20 protein-coding genes are annotated in these 21,518 nt (G+C 56.1%); 13 read left to right on the top strand and 7 right to left on the bottom strand.

Features of this window, described 5'->3' with window-relative positions; all coding sequences use genetic code 11:
* Positions 1–24 precede the first annotated feature (24 nt).
* A complete protein-coding gene (locus ACR0LF_RS07120; RefSeq protein WP_480582282.1) occupies positions 25–1,158 on the top strand; it encodes a Gfo/Idh/MocA family protein in 1,134 nt (377 codons plus the stop codon).
* Here the strand turns inward: ACR0LF_RS07120 and ACR0LF_RS07115 are convergent, their stop codons facing one another.
* Positions 1,159–2,157: a LacI family DNA-binding transcriptional regulator gene (locus ACR0LF_RS07115; protein WP_480582280.1), complete on the bottom strand. Its 999-nt coding sequence runs from the start codon at positions 2,155–2,157 to the stop codon at positions 1,159–1,161.
* Between the two features lie 402 nt (positions 2,158–2,559).
* Between ACR0LF_RS07115 and ACR0LF_RS07110 the strand changes: the two genes are divergently transcribed.
* Complete coding sequence (locus tag ACR0LF_RS07110; protein WP_480856176.1) at positions 2,560–2,898, top strand: hypothetical protein; 339 nt, start codon at positions 2,560–2,562, stop codon at positions 2,896–2,898.
* 177 nt (positions 2,899–3,075) lie between these two features.
* On the opposite strand, the gene ACR0LF_RS07105 is transcribed toward ACR0LF_RS07110, so the two are convergent.
* From ACR0LF_RS07105 to ACR0LF_RS07085, 5 genes are read right to left on the bottom strand one after another with little or no spacing between them, the layout of a single operon-like run.
* A complete protein-coding gene (locus ACR0LF_RS07105) occupies positions 3,076–4,764 on the bottom strand; it encodes an ABC transporter ATP-binding protein (protein ID WP_480582276.1) in 1,689 nt (562 codons plus the stop codon).
* Positions 4,761–5,675, bottom strand: a complete 915-nt coding sequence (locus ACR0LF_RS07100; RefSeq protein ID WP_480582274.1) for an ABC transporter permease — start codon at positions 5,673–5,675, stop codon at positions 4,761–4,763. The genes ACR0LF_RS07105 and ACR0LF_RS07100 overlap by 4 nt, the downstream gene beginning before the upstream one ends.
* Entirely contained in the window at positions 5,672–6,640 is a 969-nt protein-coding gene (locus tag ACR0LF_RS07095) for an ABC transporter permease (protein ID WP_480582272.1), read from the bottom strand. The genes ACR0LF_RS07100 and ACR0LF_RS07095 overlap by 4 nt, the downstream gene beginning before the upstream one ends.
* Positions 6,641–8,194: an ABC transporter substrate-binding protein gene (locus tag ACR0LF_RS07090; protein ID WP_480582270.1), complete on the bottom strand. Its 1,554-nt coding sequence runs from the start codon at positions 8,192–8,194 to the stop codon at positions 6,641–6,643.
* Between the two features lie 55 nt (positions 8,195–8,249).
* Positions 8,250–9,824 carry an ABC transporter substrate-binding protein gene (locus ACR0LF_RS07085; protein ID WP_480582268.1) on the bottom strand — a complete coding sequence of 525 codons (1,575 nt, stop codon included), beginning with the start codon at positions 9,822–9,824 and terminating at the stop codon, positions 8,250–8,252.
* 353 nt (positions 9,825–10,177) lie between these two features.
* On the opposite strand from ACR0LF_RS07085, the gene ACR0LF_RS07080 reads away from it, so the two are divergent.
* The 6 genes from ACR0LF_RS07080 (at position 10,178) to ACR0LF_RS07055 (ending at position 14,574) form a co-directional block, all read left to right on the top strand.
* Positions 10,178–10,591, top strand: a complete 414-nt coding sequence (locus ACR0LF_RS07080; RefSeq protein ID WP_480582266.1) for a PepSY domain-containing protein — start codon at positions 10,178–10,180, stop codon at positions 10,589–10,591.
* 64 nt (positions 10,592–10,655) lie between these two features.
* Positions 10,656–11,333, top strand: a complete 678-nt coding sequence (locus ACR0LF_RS07075) for a winged helix-turn-helix domain-containing protein (protein WP_480582378.1) — start codon at positions 10,656–10,658, stop codon at positions 11,331–11,333.
* 13 nt (positions 11,334–11,346) lie between these two features.
* Positions 11,347–12,678 (top strand): sensor histidine kinase, encoded by a 1,332-nt coding sequence (locus ACR0LF_RS07070; protein ID WP_480582264.1) that lies wholly within the window; start codon positions 11,347–11,349, stop codon positions 12,676–12,678.
* Between the two features lie 185 nt (positions 12,679–12,863).
* Positions 12,864–13,184, top strand: a complete 321-nt coding sequence (locus tag ACR0LF_RS07065; RefSeq protein ID WP_480582263.1) for a hypothetical protein — start codon at positions 12,864–12,866, stop codon at positions 13,182–13,184.
* Between the two features lie 48 nt (positions 13,185–13,232).
* A complete protein-coding gene (locus tag ACR0LF_RS07060; RefSeq protein WP_480582261.1) occupies positions 13,233–13,949 on the top strand; it encodes a HupE/UreJ family protein in 717 nt (238 codons plus the stop codon).
* A 13-nt stretch (positions 13,950–13,962) separates the two neighbouring features.
* Complete coding sequence (locus ACR0LF_RS07055; RefSeq protein WP_480582259.1) at positions 13,963–14,574, top strand: transmembrane anchor protein; 612 nt, start codon at positions 13,963–13,965, stop codon at positions 14,572–14,574.
* Positions 14,575–14,666: 92 nt separating this feature from the next.
* Here the strand turns inward: ACR0LF_RS07055 and ACR0LF_RS07050 are convergent, their stop codons facing one another.
* Entirely contained in the window at positions 14,667–15,323 is a 657-nt protein-coding gene (locus ACR0LF_RS07050; RefSeq protein WP_480582257.1) for a GntR family transcriptional regulator, read from the bottom strand.
* A gap of 138 nt (positions 15,324–15,461) precedes the next feature.
* On the opposite strand from ACR0LF_RS07050, the gene dctP reads away from it, so the two are divergent.
* The 5 genes from dctP (at position 15,462) to ACR0LF_RS07025 (ending at position 21,180) form a co-directional block, all read left to right on the top strand.
* Positions 15,462–16,448, top strand: coding sequence for a TRAP transporter substrate-binding protein DctP (gene dctP, locus ACR0LF_RS07045; RefSeq protein WP_480582255.1), 987 nt, complete (start codon positions 15,462–15,464; stop codon positions 16,446–16,448).
* 94 nt (positions 16,449–16,542) lie between these two features.
* Positions 16,543–17,085, top strand: coding sequence for a TRAP transporter small permease (locus tag ACR0LF_RS07040; protein ID WP_480582253.1), 543 nt, complete (start codon positions 16,543–16,545; stop codon positions 17,083–17,085).
* A 5-nt stretch (positions 17,086–17,090) separates the two neighbouring features.
* Complete coding sequence (locus tag ACR0LF_RS07035; protein ID WP_170670147.1) at positions 17,091–18,407, top strand: TRAP transporter large permease; 1,317 nt, start codon at positions 17,091–17,093, stop codon at positions 18,405–18,407.
* Complete coding sequence (locus ACR0LF_RS07030; RefSeq protein ID WP_480582251.1) at positions 18,404–19,660, top strand: malonyl-CoA decarboxylase; 1,257 nt, start codon at positions 18,404–18,406, stop codon at positions 19,658–19,660. Before ACR0LF_RS07035 ends, ACR0LF_RS07030 begins: the two co-directional genes overlap by 4 nt.
* Before the next feature lie 5 nt (positions 19,661–19,665).
* Complete coding sequence (locus tag ACR0LF_RS07025) at positions 19,666–21,180, top strand: malonate--CoA ligase (RefSeq protein ID WP_480582249.1); 1,515 nt, start codon at positions 19,666–19,668, stop codon at positions 21,178–21,180.
* The last annotated feature ends 338 nt before the right edge of the window (positions 21,181–21,518 follow it).

The following is a 21,518-nucleotide window of genomic DNA, read 5'->3' as shown; positions in this document are numbered from 1 at the left end:
AAAACCTGAAGAGAGACCAAGACCATGGCAAAGCTGAGATGGGGCATGATCGGTGGTGGCGAAGGCAGCCAGATCGGGCCCGCCCACCGATTGGGAGCGCTGGCAGACGGGATGTTCGAATTCACCGCAGGCGCGCTGGATCACCGGCCGGATGTGGGCCGCGAGTATGCGCAACGGCTGGGTGTCGCCGCCGACCGCGCCTATGGCGACTGGCAAGAGATGTTGGCGGGCGAGAAGGACCGTGAAGACCGGATTGATCTGGTGACAATTGCGACACCCAACTCGACCCATTTCGAAATTGCCAAGGCCTATCTTGAGGCAGGCTTCAACGTCTTGTGCGAAAAGCCGATGACCATGACAGTGGAAGAAGGCGAAGAGATCGTCCGCGTCGCTGACGCTTCGGGAAAGATCTGCGCGGTGAACTATTGCTATTCGGCTTATCCGATGGTGCGTCAGGCCCGTGCGATGGTGCGAGCAGGTGATATCGGCAAGGTGCGTCTGGTCGTGACCAATTTCAGTCATGGACATCATGGCGACGCCACCGACGCAGACAACCCTCGTGTCCGCTGGCGCTATGATCCGGCTATGGCAGGTGTCTCGGGCCAGTTCGCCGATTGCGGCATCCATGCCTTGCATATGGCCAGCTTTGTCTGCGATGACGAGGTGAAGTCTCTTTCAGCCGATATGGCCTCGACCATCTCCAGCCGTGAGCTGGAAGACGATGCAATGGTCAATTTCCGGATGGAGGGCGGTACGGTCGGGCGTCTTTGGACGTCATCGGTGGCGATCGGACGGCAGCATGGTTTTGATATTCAGGTCTTTGGTGAAACCGGCGGGCTGCGCTGGGCGTCCGAGCAGCCCAACCAGCTGATCTATACGCCTGTTGGTGGCCGTACTCAGATCATCGAAAAGGGCGAAGGCGGTCTGCATGACGAGGTTCAGCGCCTGTCTCGTGTTGCCATTGCGCATCCCGAAGGCTTTCCGCTGGCTGTTGCCAACATCTATTGCGATCTGGCCGATGCCATCCGGGGTGAAACCCGCGATGGTTTGCCCGGCGCGGCAGATGGCGTGCGATCCATCGCAGCGGTCCACGCCGCCGTTGCATCCGGCAGGGCCGATGGCGCGTGGCAGGATGCGCGACCGCCAATGTTTCGCTGATCAGGGGCGGGGCCGCAATGTTCCCCGCTCGATCACACGACACGGGAAAATCCGGGCCTCGGGATAACGCTGAGGCTCTTTCAACATCTCCGTAACCAGATCGACGGATGAGGTGATGATCTGCTTGATCGGCTGGTGGATAGTCGTCAGGTCGATGTTCTCCCAGCGCGACATTTCCATGTCGTTTAGACCGATGATTCCGATGTCCTGACCCGGTTTCAGTCCATGATCTTCCAGCGCTGAAAGAGCGCCGATGGACAGGATGTCGTCGCCGCAAAAATAGGCCTCGGCCGGTTTGTCAGCCAACAGCCGAAGCATTTCGGCTCGCCCGGCTTCGAAAGAATAAGCGCCAGCAAAACAATGGTTCACTTCGACGTCCGGATGATCCGCCAGTTCCTCCAGAAACCCGCGATGCCGGTCCAGGGCCGAGGTCGCATCCTGCGGCCCGCCCAGATAACCTACGCGCTTATACCCGCGCGCCAAAAGTTCCCGTGCGGCCATGCGCCCGCATTCAACGTTGTCAATACCAACCACATGTACCTCGGGCGAGGTGGCCGAGCGTCCAAACGTGTGCACCACAGGCACGCCCGCATCATGAAAAGCCTCGGCAAAGCTGGGTGGCAGCGTCGAAGATGCCACGATGGCGGCATCCACCGAATACTGCCGCAACATTCGGACCGAGTTGGCGGGCTCGGTCTCATCCGTCAGGTTCACGATCAGGGGACGCAGCCCGCGTTCCTGTAAGGCACGGGTGAATTGATCGAAAACCTCCAGAAAAATCGGGTTGTGAAAGTTGTTCGAAATCAGCCCGATCAATTTGGTACGCCCCGTCGTCAGAGACGAGGCCAGCGCATTGGGGCTGTAACCAAGTTCACGCGCTGCTTTTTCGACCTTGCTGCGCGTTTTTGCCGAGACCGAAGCGCCTTCGGTAAAGGTGCGCGAGACGGCAGATCGCGATACGCCAGCCAGGGCGGCGACATCTTTCAGTGTCACGCTCACGCTGTGTAACTCCGGTGGGATTGGGCGGGGGAAATCGTGATGTTTCGCATAGCCCAAACATTATGCATTATCGGCTATGGCCTGCAACCGGTTGCAGGGCCGTTTCAGCAAGTCGATCGTGTCGGATGTATTCTGTAGTGAAGACGGAAGAATCCTCGATGCTGCTATGTGCTTTGTCGCAACTTCGCCGCGCACTGCAAGATTCCGAGCCAGAAAAGCGTGAGAAACGCATGCAGTTTCATTGTGTGTCTCGCTTTGGTGTCACGTTCCAAATTACGCAATCTCTTCTGTCAAGCTGTGTACAGCAAAGCAAGCAGACCTCTGCGCTGCCCAACTTAATCTACTGTTCGGACCTCTGTTCCGGTCTACTGCTTTTTACCAATTTGAAGTGTGGCGAATGATTTGAAACGGCTGTGTGCGGGTCTGTTTGGCATCTGGTGCAGCCGTATTGATGTTGTCGCGGCGATGCGCGGAGTGAGCATCAAGGAAACCGCGAAGCAGCTTCTCGACGAGGCGTCGCAACCGGCGGAAAAGCTTGGTGATGTGATTGTCGTATACGTGCAGAGTCTAAACGCGGTCTTGCCTGAGACTGAACGTCGTGACGACGCGGCAGAACCGGCAGGCTTCGGTAGGTTGAGTGTGAAACCCTTGCTTCAGAACTGGCTATGTCGGGCGGAATTGACTTGGCGAACATGGATCGCGAAGGTCAACTCACACACAGAATCCGCCTGTTTCACCTAAACTCCGCGTTTGGAATCTGATCCTGGGGCGATCTTAGGTTTACTGGATCGACCTAATACCTTGCGACGGAACCGTATCAAGATAGCACCCGCGTTTTCTCCACCGTCGGTAACTTGCATCTGCACTTTTCAAGTCAAGTGCTTCTGTAAAAACCGATGCAAGACCAAACCGGCACGACTAGGCCAATTGCTTTAGCCGGGGCATCAATTCCAAGAGTTCCCTTGTGTACGGATTCTCCGGAGCTGTGAACAACGCGTCCGTCTCCTGAACCTCAAGCAGCTTGCCCTGGCGCATCACGCCTACCCGGTCACACATCTGTCGCACAACCGGAAGATCGTGGCTGATAAAGAGCATAGTCAAACCGAGGTGGTCCTGCAGGTCTTTGAGGATATTCAGGATTTGCGCCTGAATCGATACATCCAAGGCACTGGTCGGCTCATCACAGATCAGAAAACGGGGCTGAGTTGCAAGGGCGCGGGCAATACAAATGCGCTGGCGCTGCCCACCGGAAAATTCATGTGGATACTTACGCCACGCGTCCTTGGCCAGCCCAACCCAGTCAAGCAATTCGCGCACACGTGGTTCGATAGCGGGCTTGGGCAGGATCTTGTGGTGATGGATCGGTTCCGCGACGAGATCGCCAACCTTCATGCGAGGATTTAAGCTGGAGAACGGATCCTGAAAGATCATCTGGATTTGCCGGCGATAGGCTTGCAAGGCTTCTGCACCCATCGCCGTAACGTCCTCTCCATCAAAGATCACGCGACCTCCGTCCACCGGATAGAGCGTTCCAATCATCCGCGCGACAGTCGACTTGCCAGAGCCGCTTTCGCCGACAAGGCCAAAAACCTCGCCATCCCGAATATCGAAACTGACCTGATCGACGGCGGTGAAATAGCGCCGCTGCGATGGCAACAGACCACCCTTTTGCAGGAACGTCTTGGTGATATTCTTGACCTCAAGCAGTTTGCCGGACTTTGACAATTCGGTCTTGTCCCAATGCGCCGCCAGGTCATCAATCTTGAAGGTTCTTTCCCGCTCGCCATAGCTGACCAACGGAAAGCGTTCTACTTTGGTATGAGGCCGCGGCACGGCGGCAATCAGGGATTTGGTGTAATCATGTGTGGGCGCGCCGAGGATCTGATCGGTGGTGCCGCTTTCGACAACATGGCCGGAATACATGACTGTGACCGTATCGGTAGTGTCGGCGATAACACCCATGTCATGCGTCACAAGGATTACTCCCACCTGACGCTCCTTCGCCAGTTCCTTGATCAGATCCAGTACTTGCGCTTGAACGGATACGTCCAGGGCCGTCGTGGGTTCATCTGCGATCAGGACACTGGGTTCGGTGCACAGGGCCAGGGCGATCACAACCCGCTGACGCATCCCGCCGGAAAACTGGTGCGGATACTGATTGAACCGATCCGCCGGGTCGGGGATCGAGACGCGATCCAGCAGAGCAATGGCACGCTTTTTGGCCTCTGATGCCGACAGGCCCAGGTGCAGTTGGATCGTCTCCACCAGTTGCTGACCCACTGTGAACAGCGGATTGAGCGAGGTCAGCGGGTCCTGGAAGATCATTCCGATCTCCTTGCCCCGGATTCTGCGCTTATCTTCCGCATCAAGTTCGTCGATCCTGCGACCGTTTAGCCAGACCTCGCCCTCGGACACATGGGCCGGTGGGTCCAGCAGACCGATCACGGCATTGCCGGTCATGGATTTACCGGCGCCGCTTTCGCCCACCACGCCTCGGATTTCGCCGGGATGGAGGTCATAAGTCACGTGCTCCACCGGTTTGAAGATACCGTGGCGGGTGGGAATTTCCACCGTCAGGTTGCGGATCGAAAGAACGGGGTCGGTCATTTTAGCCTCGGATTCAGAACATCGCGCAGCCAGTCGCCCAGCAGGTTCACACTCAACGCCAACGCCAGCAGGGTGCAGGCTGGGAAGAACAGAATCCACCACTCGCCCGAGAACAGGAAACCCTGCCCAATGCGGATCAGCGTACCCAGCGAGGGCTGTGTCGGCGGTGCACCAACACCCAGAAAGCTGAGCGTCGCCTCGGCAATGATCGCCAGCGCCAATGAGATGGTCGCGATCACCAACACCGGTGACAGCACGTTGGGCAGGATATGCCGTAACATGATGGTCAGCGGGCTTTGTCCGATAATACGCGCGGCGGCGACGTAATCCTTGTTCTTCTCTACCAGAGTCGCGCCCCGAACCACCCGGGCGAACTGTACCCAGTCAGACAGACCTATCGCCAGTATCAACACCCAGATTGCCATCTGGTCGCGATACTCCACCGGAGTTATGCCTTTGGCGATACCAAAAATCAGCATGGCCAGAAGGATCGAGGGGAAGGTCAGTTGCACATCCGCCGTGCGCATGATGATGGTTTCGGTCCAGCCACCGAAATAGCCGGACAGCAGGCCCAGAATGATCCCCAGAACCATGGCAAACAGGACCGCCGCGACCCCGACAAACAGCGATATTCGCATCCCGTACAGGATTGTCGAAAACACATCCCGCCCTTGATCGTCGGTACCCATCAGAAAGCTTTCACCGGTAAAGGCGTTCGGTTGCAACGGTGGGGTAAAGCCGTTCATCAGATTCAGGCTCGACGGGTCGAACGGGTTCGTCGGCGCAATCAGCGGCGCAAATATGGTGGCGAGGACAAGCACCAGGGCCACAGCCGCAGAAACGATAGCTACTGGGGAACGACGAAAGGCGTAGAACTGGTCGCTGTCCAGGATTGCTTGAAGACGGCTCATGCGCTGACCCTCAGGCGTGGGTCGATGAACGCATAGAGAATGTCGACCGCGAGATTGATGGTGACGAAGATGACTGAAATCATCATCAGGTAGGCTGCCATGACAGGGATATCAACGAACTGGATTGCGTTGATAAACAGAAGACCCAGTCCCGGCCATTGGAATACCGTTTCGGTGATGATGGCGAAGGCGATGATCGCCCCTAATTGCAGGCCGATTATGGTGATTACGGGCACCATCGTGTTTTTCAGGGCGTGGCGATAGTTGATCACCCGATCACTCAGTCCACGAGCACGGGCAAAACGGATGTAGTCTTGCCGGAGTACTTCCAACATTTCAGAACGTACCAATCGCATGATCAGGGTCATTTGGTATAGGCCGAGCGTAATTGCAGGTAAAATCAATGCTTTAAGCCCGCTTGCGGTCAATAACCCGGTGTTCCACCAACCAAGGTCCACGACTTCTCCACGCCCGAAACTGGGAAGCCAGCCGAGCTCGACCGAGAAAATATAAATGAGCAGGATGCCGATCAGGAAAGTGGGTAGGGAAACCCCGATCAACGAAGCCGACATAATGAAATTTGCAGCAAAACCATCCCGCTTTATGGCAGTAAAGACGCCTAGCGCGATGCCGAGGACAATCGCAAACACGGCCGAGACCAGCGCCAGTTCCAGTGTTGCCGGAGCGCGTTCAGCCAGAATCTCGGCGACCGGGCGGCCCTGGCGGAAGCTGACGCCAAAATTTCCCTGGGCGGCCTCTTGCAGAAACTTAACATATTGCACCGGAAATGGCTGATCGAGGCCCAACTGGCTGCGCAGTCGCTCCACATCCTCCATGGTTCGCTCCTGCCCCAGCATGTTGTCGATCGGATCGCCGACAAAGCGGAACATGGAAAAGGCGACAAGACCCACCACGAACAAAACCAGCGCCGACTGGGCAACACGCCTGATGATGTATGACAGCATTTAGTTGACCGTGACCCAGCGCAGTAGGAAGAAGTTATCTGACCTTTGAGTCAACTCGATATTGCTGCGTGCACCCCAGACCAGCGCTTCGACGTAGAGGGGCACATAAGCCACTTCGTCTTGTAGGATGCTTGCGACTTCATCCAGCATGGCCTGACGTTTTGATTCATCGATCTCGGACTGGATCATCGGCAGCAGCTCATCCACGCGGGCATTCGAATAGCCGCCAAAGTTCCACGATCCCAGCTTCTTTTCGTCATTCGGGGTAGAGGCTAGGAAACGCACGGGGTGTTCGGCATCAAAGGTCCCCGGCGACCAGCCCAGCAGGTACATGTCGAAATTGTCGGCGCGCAGTTCGGGCCAGTAGTTCTGCACCGGCATCGCATCGAGCGTCACGCTCAGCCCGGCCTGAGTCAGCATAGCGGTAATCGCCTGACAAACGGATTCGTCGTTCAGATAGCGATTGTTAGGGCATTTGAAACTGACCTCGGCACTTTCAGCGCCCGCCTCGGCCAATAGCGCTTTCGCGCCTTCGGGGTCGAAGCCATACGGGTCTGCATTTACAGCCGAGAACCCACGCATTGCCGGGCTAACAAGCTGACTCGCCACTTCGGCGTTACCGCGCATGATGGTTTGCAAGATGGCTGGAACGTTGACGGCTTTGGCTACGGCCTCACGAACGCGCTGGTCACGGAACAGATCAGAACCGCCTTGCCCTGCTTCGCTGGCGCCTTCCTGCTGGTCAAAGCCCAGCATGATAACGCGCGCCTCGATACCCTGAATGACCTTTACGTCCGGATTGCTTTGCAATCGGGCGACGTCCTGAATGGGTACAGGATTGATAAAGTCCACATCACCCGACAGCAGCGCCGCCAGCGCGGTTGCCGGATTTTGGATGGGCACCAGCACAGCGCGGGTCAGGTTATGTTCTGGCTCATCCCACCAACCTTCAAATGGCTCCAGAACGGTGCGCAAACCCGGCTCCCGCGCGGTGACGCGGAATGCGCCGGTGCCGTTGGCGTTCAGTGTCGCATAGTTGCCAGCCTCTTTGTCCGGCAAAGCGGCGTCATTCGCTTCGGCCCAGCCGCTGTCCAGGATCATCCAGTTGGCGATGCTGTCAGGAAAGATCGGGTTGGGCGCGGTCGTCATGACATCAACGGTGTATTCGTCAACCTTCACCATCTCGCTGACCGGGGCGAACCAGCTGCGGGTGTCGGAATTTTCGTCCGAGGCGCGTTGATATGAGAAAATCACATCATCCGCGTTGAATTCGGACCCGTCATGAAACGTCACGCCCTCGCGCAACTTGAACCGCCAGCCCGCGCCGTCATCGATGGTCTCCCAACTGGTCGCAAGTGCCGGTTCGATGGTCATATCCTTGCCCCGCCGAACAAGCCCTTCGTAGACGTTATTCAGAAAACCCAGCACAGGGGCGGAGTTGACGGCATGAGGGTCCATCGTTTGCGGGTCTGTTGTTACGGCAAAGATGAATTCTTCGGCCGCGACAGGATAGGCAAGCGCGCCCAAAAGCGCGGCAGTGGTCAGACGTTTCATGATAGCTCCCACTTATTGGTGGCGGGCCTCGTGTCCCGAGGCCCGGCCACGTTTCTTAATTCAGGCCGAAATGCTTGACCATAGGCTGATCTTCGGGATCAACGTTGATGTCCAGATTTTCGGCCATACCCCAGTTCAGCACCTGATGGTGGATCGGGATATACAGCTGCTCATCCTGCACCACGCGCCAGATCTCGGCGATAGCCTGATCGCGCGCAACAAGATCCGTGTTCGAGGCCAATGATTTGATCTTGGCGTCAAGCTCATCGTTGTTGAAGCCGGTGCCGTTCCAAGTGCCGATGTCGCTTTCACGGCCATGGACGAGGAAGTTGAAGATATACTCCGAGTCATAAGTCGGAACGCCCCAACCCAGCATGTAGAAATCGGTCTTTCCGTCTGTGATCAGCGGGAAGTGCTGCGCCTTGGGCTTAGCATCCAGATTCACCGTAATGCCGATCTGACCCAGCATCCCGACCGCGGCCTGACAGATCCCTTCGTCGTTGATGTATCGGTCATTGGGGCAGTCCAGTCGGATCGAGAATCCATCGGGGTAGCCCGCTTCGGCCAAGAGTGCCTTTGCGCCTTCGACATCCGTGCTGCTTTCGGCGTCCATCTCAGCGGTCCAACCATTGACGAAGGGTGGTGCGATCATTCCGGCAGGTTGCGACTGACCACGCATGACCACCTGTTTGATGGCATCGCGGTTAATCGCTTTTGACATGGCCTGACGCACGCGGACGTCGGCAAGGGGGTTCTTGCCATCGACGTTATCCGCCTCGATGTCGTCTCCTCCCTGGTTCATGCCAAAAAAGATCACCCGGTTCTGCGGCGCTTGTTTGACGACCAGCCCATCAACGGCATTCACCCGGTCCAGATCCTGCACCGGCATATCCTGAAGGAAGTTCACCTCACCCGACAGCATGGCTGCAACGCGGGTCGCGTCATTCTGGATCGGTGTGTAGACGATTTCGCTGATCGCCATCGGAAACTGATCACGGCCCCAATAATCCTCATTCCGTTTCATCACGGTTTTCACGTCGGGTTCACGGCTGACGAGTTTGTAGGGGCCGGTGCCATTCACATTGGTGGTCGCGAAAGTGATCTCGCCACCTTCAAAGTCCTGAACGTCGACTGCGTTGTTCGCCTCGGTCCAGCCTTTGTCCATGATGAACAGGTCGGTCAGGTTCGCTGGCAGAATCGGGTTCGGACCGTCGGTTTCGATCTCGACCGTATGATCGTCAACAGCGCGCACCTCGACGATCGAGTTGATCAGCTCTTTCATGTCCGAGTTTGGCTGTTTGGCGCGATTGATGCTGAACACTACGTCTTCTGCCGTGAAGTCGGCGCCGTCATGGAACTTTACACCCTGACGCAGGTTGAACACCCAAACATTCGGATCGCTCTCGCTGGGGGCCCAATCCGTCGCCAGTGCGGGCTCGAAAGCGCCGGACGTATCGCGGATAATCAGTGGTTCATACATCTGGTGGCGCACGGTATGCGTGGGCCCTTCGTTTTGCGAATGCGGGTCAAGCGTCAGCGCATCCCCCGAACGCGCCCAACGCAGGGTTTCTGCGTTGGCCAATGACGTAGACGTCATCAACAGCGCGAGCGTTAGCATTGATATTTTCATATTTTTCTCCCAATTTTGCAGTAGTTTAGCTGCAATGAATCTGCGATACGGCGCCGCAAATTTCTGATTAAGTTATGGTTAGCGATAGCATACCAACTACGAATGCATGTCAATCGTGCAACGCGGTGCTTGGTTGCCAAACGTAAGCGACCTGGGATTTTTTGAAGGGCAGCTAACCTGTCTATATCAAATTCGCCGACAGATTTCGTGCTCTGCATCATCTTGTGACGCCAGTATTCGCGGTAAGTAAAAAAGTAACACAAACGTATTCTTCAACGAATCTGTATGAAACCTAAGGTTCCTAAATCCTGTCATGCGAGCGGATGAACCTCGCTGACACGAAAGGAAACTTTATGAACTCTTTGAACGTAAACAAACTGGTTGTTGCCGGTGCATCTGGCCTGGCGCTTCTGGCACTGTCAACGCTCGCATTCGCTGAGCCGGCGGGATCGGAAAAGGTGATTTCGCCTTCAGTTCCCTTCTCGAAAGCGATGGAGATCGCAACAACTGCCGCAGAAGGCAATCTAGTGGCACTCGAAGTGGACCACTATGGCGACAGCCCGATCTATGTTGCCGAGCTTGAGAGCAACACAACTCACACGATGCTGCAGATCGACGGCGTGTCGGGCGAGGTATTCGCGAACAATACGATTACGGCAGCGTCGCCAGAAGCGTTGCACGCGATGCTGGAAGAGCTTGATCACGACGGCGACGACGATGGCGATGACCACGAGGCCGAGCACGATGGCCATGAAGATGATCATTAAGGCCTAAACTTATCAGGGGGCAGCGTTTATGTTGCCCTCTGAAAACATCGCAGGTGTGATCAGGGTGAAGATATTACTACTCGAAGACAATTCGGAGATTACTCAATGGGTCGAGAAGGGTTTGGGCGACGCAGGGCATACCGTGGATTGTTTCGGAAACGGACCTGATGCTCTGTTTGCAGCAACCACCCGCAGCTACGACGTGATTATTCTCGACCGGATGGTTCCCGAACTTGACGGGCTGTCGGTGCTCAAGGCTCTACGTGCCGCTAGAAACACAGTGCCCGTACTGATGCTGACTGCACTGAATGAAGTTTCGGATCGTGTTGAAGGATTGGAAGCCGGTGCCGACGACTATCTTGCCAAACCCTTTGCCATCAGTGAGCTGTCCGCTCGGATAGCCGCGCTTGGCCGCCGGGCATCTTCGGTATCGTCAGGCGAAGAGACGACTTTGAAACATGAGGGTCTTGAACTGGATTTACTTGCCCGATCCTGTCGCCGAGATGGACAACTCATCGAGCTTCACGCCAAGGAAATCCGATTGCTAGAGGTTTTCATGCGCAACAAAGGTCGGGTTATGACACGCTCCATGCTTCTCGAAAAAGTTTGGGATATAAATTTCGACCCCGAAACAAATGTTGTGAATACAAACGTAAGCAGGCTGCGCAACAAGATCGACAAACCGTTCAAAACCTCCTTGCTGAAAACGGTTCGCGGGGCGGGATATGTTTTCGGCGCTTAGAAACTTTCTGCGCATGAGCGCATTGCGGAATTCCCTGCTTCTTGCGGCGGTATTTCTCGCTATCATGCTTGTCGCAGGCAGCATTTTGCGGTTCGAGCTGACGCGTCAGGCCTATGATGCGATTGATGACGATCTGACCTTGAGCGCTCAAAGGTTCGAGTTTTCCGGGCCAACATCCAACGCGCTGCACGGGGATCTGAACGCGGCACATATCGGCATTTCAGTCGGATTTATCTCCAATACAGGCGAGAATTTTGGACCAGTCAAAAGCAGTGTTTTTGAAACACTGGGGTTTCAGAACCTGACCAGGTCAGAGCTCTTTTCCAGGAAGGTTCCTATCGCCGCCGAACTGGATGATGACGACTATCATGACAACCACCATGACTGGGAAGACGATCCCGAACTTTGGAGAGTTTTGGTCGAAAATGCCCGCGAAGGTCGGCTGGCGGTTTTCACGCCGATTCATGAAATCGAAGACACGCTGGAACTGCTACCGCAAATCATGTGGCCGATCGCCATCGTGACCGTGATCGCGACACTGATAGTCGGGGCTATCCTTGGGCTGGTTCAGCAACGACGCATAAACAAGGTGCAATTTGCATTCGAACAGATCGCAAATGGGAATCTCGACCACCGGATTGAACCACAATCCTCTCGCGATGACATGGACGATCTGATGCAAGGGTTTGATACGGCTGCGGCGCGATTGGAAACTTCTGTCCAACAGATGAGGGATTTTTCCCGTAACGTGGCACACGAGTTACGAACACCCTTGAGCGAGTTACATCTTGCATTGGAAAGCATCGAGGATGGACCGGAGCAGGAGTTGGCGCTTGCCAAAGCTGACAAAGTGTTGCGCACGTTTGATGCAATCCTGCGCATATCTCGTTTGTCGGCTGGTACTGACCGTTCGCATGTGGAACCCGTAAATTTGGACGAATTGGCCCAGCAGCTTTACGACCTCTATGTCGACAGTGTGGATGAGGCGGGGCAAACTTTGAAACTGAACCTGGGGAATTCCGACGTTGTTATCGGGGATCGTCAGCTCTTGCTGCAACTCGGATCAAACTTGATTGAGAACTCGATAAAGTATGCGGGCGATAGCGCTGAAATTTCAATCGGGACAGATGACAAGAGTTTAACCATTTCAGACACAGGACCCGGAATTCCGGCCAAGGACCGGACGAAGGTCCTTATGCCGTTATTTACATTGGATGGATCCCGCTCGAGGCAAGGAAGCGGTTTGGGCTTGGCACTCGTAAAAGCGATTGCAGATCACCACAGCGCGGTCTTGAAGCTGGACGAGGTAAAAAACAGCGGGCTGAAGGTATCTCTTGTGTTTTGAGGACATCTTGGCAGACGGTAGTCTTTCGATGCAGTGGCGCGTTTCAGCCGGTCAATGAGTGCGGGATGACTTGCGTGTATTCGTGGTTTAATCTTATAAGTCCAGACAGCCCCGAGAGGGGAAAAAACAAGGCCGCAGAGGCATCTGTTAGCGTGAGAGCAGTTCAGAGATATACGCAGAACGCGATGGCAGCTTTGCTTTGCCTGTCTTTGATCGTGTGGTCGCTTCAGCCCAACTCGGGCCATGCTCCAACAGTGATTGAAACCGTGCAGGAGCATTTGCAGATCATTGCAGAGCACGGGCATACTCACGGATTTGAAGAAGATTTGTTGTGGGCGATGCACGGGCACAGTCATGATGGTGCCGATCATGACCACAGCCAAATGGTTATACCGGACTCGGGCAAAGCGCTTTCATTGGCGTCGCTCCCGGATGACTGGGCGTTCGGCAGGGTGCCGGACGGCCCGTTCAGGAACAACGGTATAGAACGACCTCCGCGCGTGTGACGTCGCCCCAATCGGGGTTTTCGACATCACATACAACGGAGATCATCAATGAATCTAATCTCTCGGGCTCTGGACAGGCGCGCGACGCTCCTGCTGGCCCTCATCATAACCAATCTGGCGCTGAGCACGTCTCAGGTGCTGGCTCACAACGTCACTGAAGGCGACGCAGGCTACATCCAGGAAATCTGGGGCGTGAACATCATCCCCTTCATGTATCTTGGGGCAAAGCATATGGTCACAGGCTACGATCACATCCTGTTCCTGCTTGGCGTTGTTTTCTTCCTATACCGAGCCAAGGATGTCGGCATCTATGTCAGCCTCTTTGCGGTCGGTCACTCAACGACCATGCTGTTGGGCGTTTGGTTCGGCTGGGGCGTAAACGCCTATATCGTCGACGCCATTATCGGCCTTTCGGTTGTCTACAAGGCGCTCGACAATCTTGGCGCGTTCCAGCGGTGGCTGGGGTTTCAGCCAAATACCAAAGCCGCGACGCTGATTTTTGGTCTGTTCCACGGTATGGGGCTCGCAACCAAAATTCTCGACTACGATATCGCTCAGGAAGGGCTTCTTGCCAATCTGTTGGCATTCAACGTGGGTGTGGAACTTGGCCAGCTTACGGCCCTTGCGATCATCCTTATCGTCATGGGGTTCTGGCGCAAAAGCCCGTACTTCTTCCAACAAGCTTACAGCGTAAACGTCATCATGATGACTCTCGGGTTTATCCTGATGGGCTATCAGATCACCGGCTATTTTGTTGCCGCGTAACGGAGTTCAGAACATGTTCAACACAGAAAGACCAAGTCTTGAGGAACTGCCAAGCTCGGCACAACTTATCCGCTCAACCGTCATCGCGGGTGCGTCCGCCGCTGTGATCCTTGTCACGGTGGTTCTGCCGGCAGAATATGGGATCGACCCCACCGGTGTGGGTCGTGTGATCGGACTGCAAGAAATGGGTGAAATCAAAACCCAGCTTGCTGACGAGGCCGAAGCCGACCGAGAACTTGAAAGTCAGGACCAGTCGAGCTTGCTGAACGACGTCCTTGGTTTGTTTGTCGGCTCGGCCCATGCGCAAGAGGCCGTGGTCTGGCAGGATGAAACCAGCTTTACCCTTACTCCGGGAGAGTCGGCTGAATGGAAGCTGGTCATGGAGGAAGGTGCGACGGCTGAATACCGTATGGTCGTGACGGGCGGTCGGGTGAACTTCGATCTGCATGGTCACGGTGGCGGGCAGTCGATCACCTATGAAAAGGGGCGCGGGTCGACCGGTGCCGAAGGCGCCATCGAAGCCGCCTTTGCAGGTGAGCATGGCTGGTTGTGGCGCAACCGCGATTCAGGTGATGTATCCGTGATGGTACAAGTCCGCGGCGACTACAGCGAGATCGTCGAATAAACAAAACAGGCCGTCGCGCAGTATCTTGTGCGGCGGCTCTTTTGGGTCGATCGACGATTTTGGGGATGTTTGATAATCCGCAACCCGCAGTGCTACTCGGGTGCGTTCTTCAATGATGCCATCAGATTGTGGAACTTTTCCCCCTGCACGGCGACATGCGAGCGTAACGCATTTGCCGTTTCCTCGGGATTGCCATTATCGAGAGCACGCACAATGTCTTCATGCTCGGACATCGACTGTGCCATACGACCTCTGAACCGCAGTTGTTGCCGCCGGAAAGGTTTGAGCCGTCTGTGCAGCTTGGACGCCTCTTGTTCCAAAAACGAATTGCCGGACTGGTTGTATATGATTCGATGAAACCGCTCGTTTTCCAGGTAGTATGTGTCCGGGTCTCCGGTATCGACGGCTTCCTGACATCTCGCGTTGGCGTCAGTTAGGTCTTTCAACGCTTCATCAGAGATACGCATAGCGGCAAGTCGACCGCAGACAGCCTCGAGTTCGGCCATGACCTCGAACATTTCCATCAGTTCTACTGGTCCGGGTTGTCGGACAAAAGCCCCCCGGCGCGGGATGAGGTCGACCAGGCCCGACAGGGCAAGCCTCTGAAATGATTCTCGAAGTGGTGTTCTCGAAACGCCGAATTGCTCGGCCAGTTTGACTTCATCCAGACGGTCACCGTCTGAAAATGTCCCGTCAAAGATCAGCTCTTCCAGATCCTGAGCAATGGTGTCGGCAAGTCTTTGGTCCATGGGTTTTTATTTTACTCACGAATGGGTGAGAACTCAAGAATTCAAATCTTGTATACAAAAATATTGACTTGAAAAACATTATGCCCCTATGCTTCTGCTCATCCCCGGCAAGCCCGGGTTTGAAAAAGGGAGGAAGAAATGAAAGCTACGATCAAAACAGCCGTTGCTGCTTTGGCGCTTGCATCCGCGGGTACCTTGAGTTCCGCAGAGGAACTGCGCCTGTCCCATCAGTGGTCGAACAAGGACATCCGGCATCAGGTCGCACAAATCGTTGCGGATGAGGTTGCCGCGGCCGACGTCGATCTGGAAATCAAGATTTTCGGCTCGAAATCGTTGTTCAAACCGCGCGAGCAATACAAGCCACTCAGCCGGGGGCAGTTGGATATGACCGTTCTGCCGCTCAGCTATGCCGGAGGTCAGCAGCCCGCCTATAACCTGACCCTGATGCCGGGTTTGGTGAAGAACCACGATCACGCAGCGCGTCTGGCAGACTCGCCCTTCATGGAAGCCTTGGAAGAAAAGATGGCCGAGGATGACGTGATGGTTCTGGTCCACGGTTATCTGGCCGGTGGTTTCGCCGGTAAGGACAAGTGTATCACCAACCCCGAGGACGTCGCAGGCTTGCAGACACGCGCAGCGGGCAAGTCCTTTGAGCAGATGCTGGCCGGAGCTGATGCCTCGATCGCCTCGATGGCGTCATCGGAAATCTACAACGCTATGCAGACCGGCGTTCTGCAGGCGGCCAATACCTCGTCCTCTTCGTTTGTCAGCTACCGGATCTACGAGCAGGTCAGCTGCTACACACCGGCGGGCGAAGTGGCGCTGTGGTTCATGTATCAGCCACTGCTGATGAACAAGTCCACCTTCGAGGGGTTGAGTGAAGATCAGCAGGCTGCACTGCTGGCCGCGTCTGAAAAGGCACAGGCCTACTATATGGAAGAGGCCAAAAAACAGGACGCCAACTCGGCCAAGGTGTTCGCCGACGCGGGTGTCGAGATTGCCGAGATGAGTGCGGAAGACTTCGAAGCCTGGCGCGCACTGGCGATGGAAACCTCGTACAAAGCCTTCGTGGAAGAGGTTCCTGATGGACAGGACCTGCTGGACAAGGCTCTGGCGGTCGAGTGACTCTCTCCAGCCCGGGCGGCCCTTGCTGCCGCCCGGTCCCTGATCTCAGTTCTGATCTACAGACTTAATTTCATCTCAATCACAGGAGGCGCACATGGCTGGCCATAGTTCTGCCGTTGCTTCCCACACCGGAAACAATCCCTTCCTTCGCTTTGTCGCTGCGCTTTCAACTCTGGCCGGATGGTTTTCCGCAGGCATGATCGTCGCCGCCGTCGCCATCACCTGCCAGATGATCGTTGTGCGCTTTGTCCTGAATGGCTCGACCATCTGGCAGACCGAAGCGGTCATCTATCTGGTCATCGCCGCCACACTGGTTGGCTTACCTTACGTGCAGCGTTTGCGTGGGCATGTGAATGTAGACCTGATCCCAATCTCGCTGGCCCCGCGTGCCCGCTTTTTCATGGCGATCCTGACTTCGGTCCTGTCCATCGCCATCGTCTCGGTCATGCTGTTCTACGGCTACGAATATTGGCATTTCGCATGGGAGCGTGGCTGGAAATCCGACACTGTATGGGGTGTTCGCCTGTGGATTCCCTACCTGTCCATCCCGGTCGGCTTTGGACTGCTGTTGTTGCAACTGATTGCAGACCTCGTCGCCGTCCTGCTTGGCATCGATAAACCCTTCGGACTGGAGTAAAGCCGATGGATCCCCTTCTGCTCGGCGCCATTGTCGCCATCGCCACCATCCTTGTTCTGTTCTCGGGCGTCTCGGTCGCCATCGGTTTGCTGATCGTCTCGGCTGGTTTCCTGATTGTCTTCGACGGCCCCCGTTCGCTGGAACTGATGCCGGAAATCCTGTTCGGTAAACTTGACAACTTTGCTCTTCTGTCGATCCCGATGTTCATCATCATGGGGGCGTCCATCGCCTCGACCCGCGCAGGGGCGGATCTGTACGAAGCCCTGGAACGCTGGTTGACCCGTGTTCCCGGCGGGCTGGTCGTATCAAACCTTGGCGCTTGCGCCCTGTTCGCGGCCATGTCGGGCTCATCGCCCGCCACCTGTGCTGCCATCGGTAAGATGGGCATTCCCGAAATGCGCAAGCGTGGTTACCCCGATGGTGTTGCTGCCGGGTCCATCGCCGCAGGCGGTACGTTGGGCATCCTGATCCCGCCTTCTGTCACCATGATCGTCTATGGCATCGCCACCGAGACCTCGATTGGCCGCCTGTTTTTGGCCGGCGTGATCCCGGGCCTGATGTTGGTCGGCCTGTTCATGGCCTGGTCGCTGTATTCGACATGGAAATCCGGCGACGCCACCCGTCTGGGGTCCGGCAGCTACACCTGGGGTGAACGGTTTGAGATCCTGCCGCGCGTCCTGCCTTTCCTCGGCATCATTCTTGGCGTGCTCTACGCCATGTATGGCGGCATCGCGACGCCTTCGGAAACGGCTGCCGTTGGTGCACTGCTGTGTCTGCTGATCGCGATGATCATCTACAAACTGTGGAACCCCAAGGACATCTGGGTCGTGCTGCGCGACAGCACCAAGGAAAGCGTGATGATCCTGTTCATCATCGCCGCTGCAGGGGTGTTCTCGTACATGCTCAGCTCGCTGTTCATCACACAGGCGATCGCCGAATGGATCGGTACGCTGGATGTGAACCGCTGGGTTCTGATGGGCGCGGTCAACGTGTTCCTGCTGATCGCTGGGTTCTTCCTGCCACCTGTGGCGGTGATCCTGATGGCGGCACCGATCCTGTTGCCCATCATTACCACCGCCGGTTTTGACCCGATCTGGTTCGCGGTCGTTCTGACCATCAACATGGAGATCGGCCTGATCTCACCCCCGGTTGGTCTGAACCTCTACGTGATCAACGGCATCGCGCCGGACATCTCGCTGAAAACCATCCTGACCGGATCACTGCCATTTGTGGCCTGCATGGTGATCGCGATTGTCCTGCTGTGCCTGTTCCCGGGCCTGGCGACATGGCTGCCCGATCTGGTGATGGGAGCAGCGGTATGACCCTGTTTGCCGATCTTCTGTCCACGGTGTTCGAACGTCGCTATCGCCGTGACAGCGCGGCGACCCTTGATGGTCGCCCGCTGACAGAGCTGGCTGACGCGCTTGTTGGGTCTGCCGGGGAAACCTCAGGGCTGGCATTGGCCGAAGAGATTCTCGGTCGCTTCGAAACGCTGAGTGACGGTGAAAAACTGGAGTTTTTCCGCTATCTCGCCACGGCGATGAATATCGACCCCGAGACAGTGCGATCATCTTTGGACGAATACGAACGCAACCCGTCCAAGGCCAGCTATCGCAGTTTCGCCGCCGCCGTTGAACCGGCGCGGCAAGAGTTGATCCGCCGCCTGAACCGGGTCCCCGGTGCCACCGGAGCACTGGTGCAAATGCGCGCTGACCTGCTGCGGCTGGGCGGCAAAGAGCCTGAATTGCAGGCGCTGGATCTGGATTTCCGGCATCTGTTCGCCAGTTGGTTCAACCGCGGTTTTTTGGTCTTGCGCCCAATCAACTGGGAGAGCCCGGCGCATATTCTGGAAAAGATCATCGCCTATGAAGCCGTCCATGCGATCGACAGCTGGGACGACCTGCGTCGAAGGCTGGAGCCCACCGACCGGCGTTGCTTTGCCTTCTTCCACCCCTCGATGCCAGACGAGCCTTTGATCTTTGTCGAGGTGGCGCTGAATAGTGGAGTACCCGGCTCGGTTCAGGCACTGCTGGCCGAAGATCGCGATCCTCTGCCGGAAGACCAGGCAGATACTGCGGTGTTCTATTCGATCTCGAATTGTCAGGCAGGGCTGGCCAGCATCTCGTTCGGCAATTCGCTGATTAAGCAGGTGGCCTCAGACCTGGCGGCAGAGCTGACCGGACTGAAGACTTTTGTCACCCTATCGCCGATTCCGGGGCTGACCAAGTGGCTGTCACAACAAGGCTTCGAATGGGACATCGAAGAACCCGATCATATGAAGTCGCTGGCAGCGCATTACTTACTGAACGCCAAAGGGCGCGGCGATTTACCGTTCGACCCGGTGGCGCGGTTCCATCTTGGCAATGGCGCGCTGGTCCATGCAGTTCATGCCGATGCCGATACCTCGGACAAGGGTCGGGCGCAGTCCGGCGGTGCGATGGTTAACTACCTCTATGACCTTGACCGCGTTGCCCAGAACCACGAGAAGTTCGCCAATTCACGCGAGGTTATCGCTTCGCCCGAGGCCAAGTCACTTGCTGCATCTGCCTCTCTCACCACGACACAGGAAAGGTAACCCTTATGGCCAATCCTCTCTATGACGGTTTGTTCGGCGCTCATGCCGGGAAAGACACACCTTTTTTGCATCTGCTCGACGGTTCGGTGATCACGCATCAGGGCTTTCTGAGTACAGCCGCGCAGATCGCGCATGTGGCAACCCAACTGGGTCTGAAGCCCGGAGACCGGGTCGCGGCGCAGATTGAGAAATCGCCCGAAGCACTGGCGCTCTATGCCGCCTGTGCGCAAGCCGGTCTGGTGTTCCTGCCGCTCAACACGGCGTATACGGTGGATGAACTGACCTATTTCATCGAAAACAGCGGTGCTTCTCTGATCGTATGCGACGGCAAAAACGAAGCGAAGCTTGCCCCGGTCGGCTCGCAATTGGGTGCAAAGGTCGAAACCCTGAATGCCGATGGCTCGGGCACACTGATGGATCAGGCCGCAGCAATGCCTGCCAGCTTTGAAACCGTTGATCGCGACGGTGAAGACTTGGCCGCGTTCCTCTACACCTCGGGCACGACGGGCCGGTCGAAAGGCGCGATGCTGACCCAGAACAACCTGTTGTCGAATGCACAAACGCTGGTCACGGAATGGCGTTTCACATCAGACGACGTGCTGCTGCACGCGCTGCCGATCTTTCACACTCACGGACTGTTCGTGGCAACCAATGTCACACTGGCTGCGGGCAGCAGCATCTTATTCATGCCCAAGTTCGATCTGGACGAGATCATCGGGCGGATGCCACAGGCTACGACGATGATGGGCGTCCCGACCTTCTATACCCGCCTGTTGGATGATGATCGGTTCACAAAGGAACTGGCCGAACATATGCGCCTGTTTGTTTCCGGTTCCGCGCCTTTGCTGGCGGAAACCCATGTGCAATTCGAAGAGCGCACCGGCCATCGCATCCTGGAACGTTACGGCATGACCGAGACCAACATGAATACTTCAAACCCCTATGACGGTGACCGTCGTGCTGGCACTGTTGGTTTCCCGCTGCCGGGTGTCGAACTGAAAATCTGCGACTCTGATGGCAATGCCCTTCCGCAGGGCGAGATCGGAGAGATCGAGGTGCGCGGGCCCAATGTATTCAAAGGTTACTGGCAGATGCCGGAAAAAACCGCTGCCGAACTGCGCGAGGACGGATTTTTCATTACTGGCGATCTGGGCCGGATCGACGAGGATGGCTATGTCCATATCGTTGGCCGCAACAAAGACCTGATCATCTCGGGCGGTTACAATATCTATCCCAAGGAAATTGAGCTTGTGCTGGATGATCAGCCGGGAGTGCTGGAGAGTGCGGTCGTCGGCGTACCCCACCCGGATTTCGGTGAAACGGTTCTTGGTGTGATTGTCGCCGAACCGGGTGAGATCCCCAATCTTGAAGAGATGCAGGCTGCTGTGTGCAACAGTCTCGCGCGGTTCAAACACCCCCGCCAGTTGATCCTGCTGGATGAACTGCCACGTAACACCATGGGCAAGGTTCAAAAGAACATCCTGCGTGACCAATACAAAGACATGTTCGTGGAAGCGTAAGACAACACTCCCCAGCCCGACAGTCTTCTTCTCGACAATGCTGCGGGCCTAACTTCAACGGCCTGAGGGTTCGAAATCCGTGCTTTCAAGCCGTTGATTTTTCTCTTCAGACGTTTGCAACAAAAATAAAACATCCTCGTTCCGGTTTCGTTGGATGGAGGCCGAGGCACGGCGCGCGCTGTAGACGTTGCGCGGGCGCTCAATTCCGACGGTGGTCATCTCACGTTTTTACATGTCCTCGAGCATCTGCCGCAATATACGAACGATGTGCTTCCCGAAGATCATTTGGAACGCGTTAAAACTGTGGCTTCATAAAAATTACAGGTATTGATGAGTGG

The organism is Ruegeria sp. E8, assembly GCF_056533985.1.
Note: the sequence above shows the minus strand (reverse complement) of the source record. Positions and strands in the feature narration are given on the sequence as shown.

Bases quoted from the DNA above. Each gene is read 5' to 3' on its own strand.
- ACR0LF_RS07120 (WP_480582282.1), top strand. From the start codon at position 25: ATGGCAAAGCTGAGATGGGGCATGATCGGTGGTGGCGAAGGCAGCCAG.
- ACR0LF_RS07105 (WP_480582276.1), bottom strand. From the start codon at position 4,764: ATGACCGACCCCGTTCTTTCGATCCGCAACCTGACGGTGGAAATTCCC.
- ACR0LF_RS07030 (WP_480582251.1), top strand. From the start codon at position 18,404: ATGACCCTGTTTGCCGATCTTCTGTCCACGGTGTTCGAACGTCGCTAT.
- ACR0LF_RS07060 (WP_480582261.1), top strand. From the start codon at position 13,233: ATGAATCTAATCTCTCGGGCTCTGGACAGGCGCGCGACGCTCCTGCTG.
- ACR0LF_RS07035 (WP_170670147.1), top strand. From the start codon at position 17,091: ATGGATCCCCTTCTGCTCGGCGCCATTGTCGCCATCGCCACCATCCTT.
- ACR0LF_RS07025 (WP_480582249.1), top strand. From the start codon at position 19,666: ATGGCCAATCCTCTCTATGACGGTTTGTTCGGCGCTCATGCCGGGAAA.
- ACR0LF_RS07065 (WP_480582263.1), top strand. From the start codon at position 12,864: ATGGCAGCTTTGCTTTGCCTGTCTTTGATCGTGTGGTCGCTTCAGCCC.
- ACR0LF_RS07090 (WP_480582270.1), bottom strand. From the start codon at position 8,194: ATGAAACGTCTGACCACTGCCGCGCTTTTGGGCGCGCTTGCCTATCCT.
- ACR0LF_RS07040 (WP_480582253.1), top strand. From the start codon at position 16,543: ATGGCTGGCCATAGTTCTGCCGTTGCTTCCCACACCGGAAACAATCCC.
- ACR0LF_RS07085 (WP_480582268.1), bottom strand. From the start codon at position 9,824: ATGAAAATATCAATGCTAACGCTCGCGCTGTTGATGACGTCTACGTCA.
- ACR0LF_RS07055 (WP_480582259.1), top strand. From the start codon at position 13,963: ATGTTCAACACAGAAAGACCAAGTCTTGAGGAACTGCCAAGCTCGGCA.
- ACR0LF_RS07080 (WP_480582266.1), top strand. From the start codon at position 10,178: ATGAACTCTTTGAACGTAAACAAACTGGTTGTTGCCGGTGCATCTGGC.
- ACR0LF_RS07070 (WP_480582264.1), top strand. From the start codon at position 11,347: ATGAGCGCATTGCGGAATTCCCTGCTTCTTGCGGCGGTATTTCTCGCT.
- ACR0LF_RS07100 (WP_480582274.1), bottom strand. From the start codon at position 5,675: ATGAGCCGTCTTCAAGCAATCCTGGACAGCGACCAGTTCTACGCCTTT.
- ACR0LF_RS07050 (WP_480582257.1), bottom strand. From the start codon at position 15,323: ATGGACCAAAGACTTGCCGACACCATTGCTCAGGATCTGGAAGAGCTG.
- ACR0LF_RS07095 (WP_480582272.1), bottom strand. From the start codon at position 6,640: ATGCTGTCATACATCATCAGGCGTGTTGCCCAGTCGGCGCTGGTTTTG.
- dctP (WP_480582255.1), top strand. From the start codon at position 15,462: ATGAAAGCTACGATCAAAACAGCCGTTGCTGCTTTGGCGCTTGCATCC.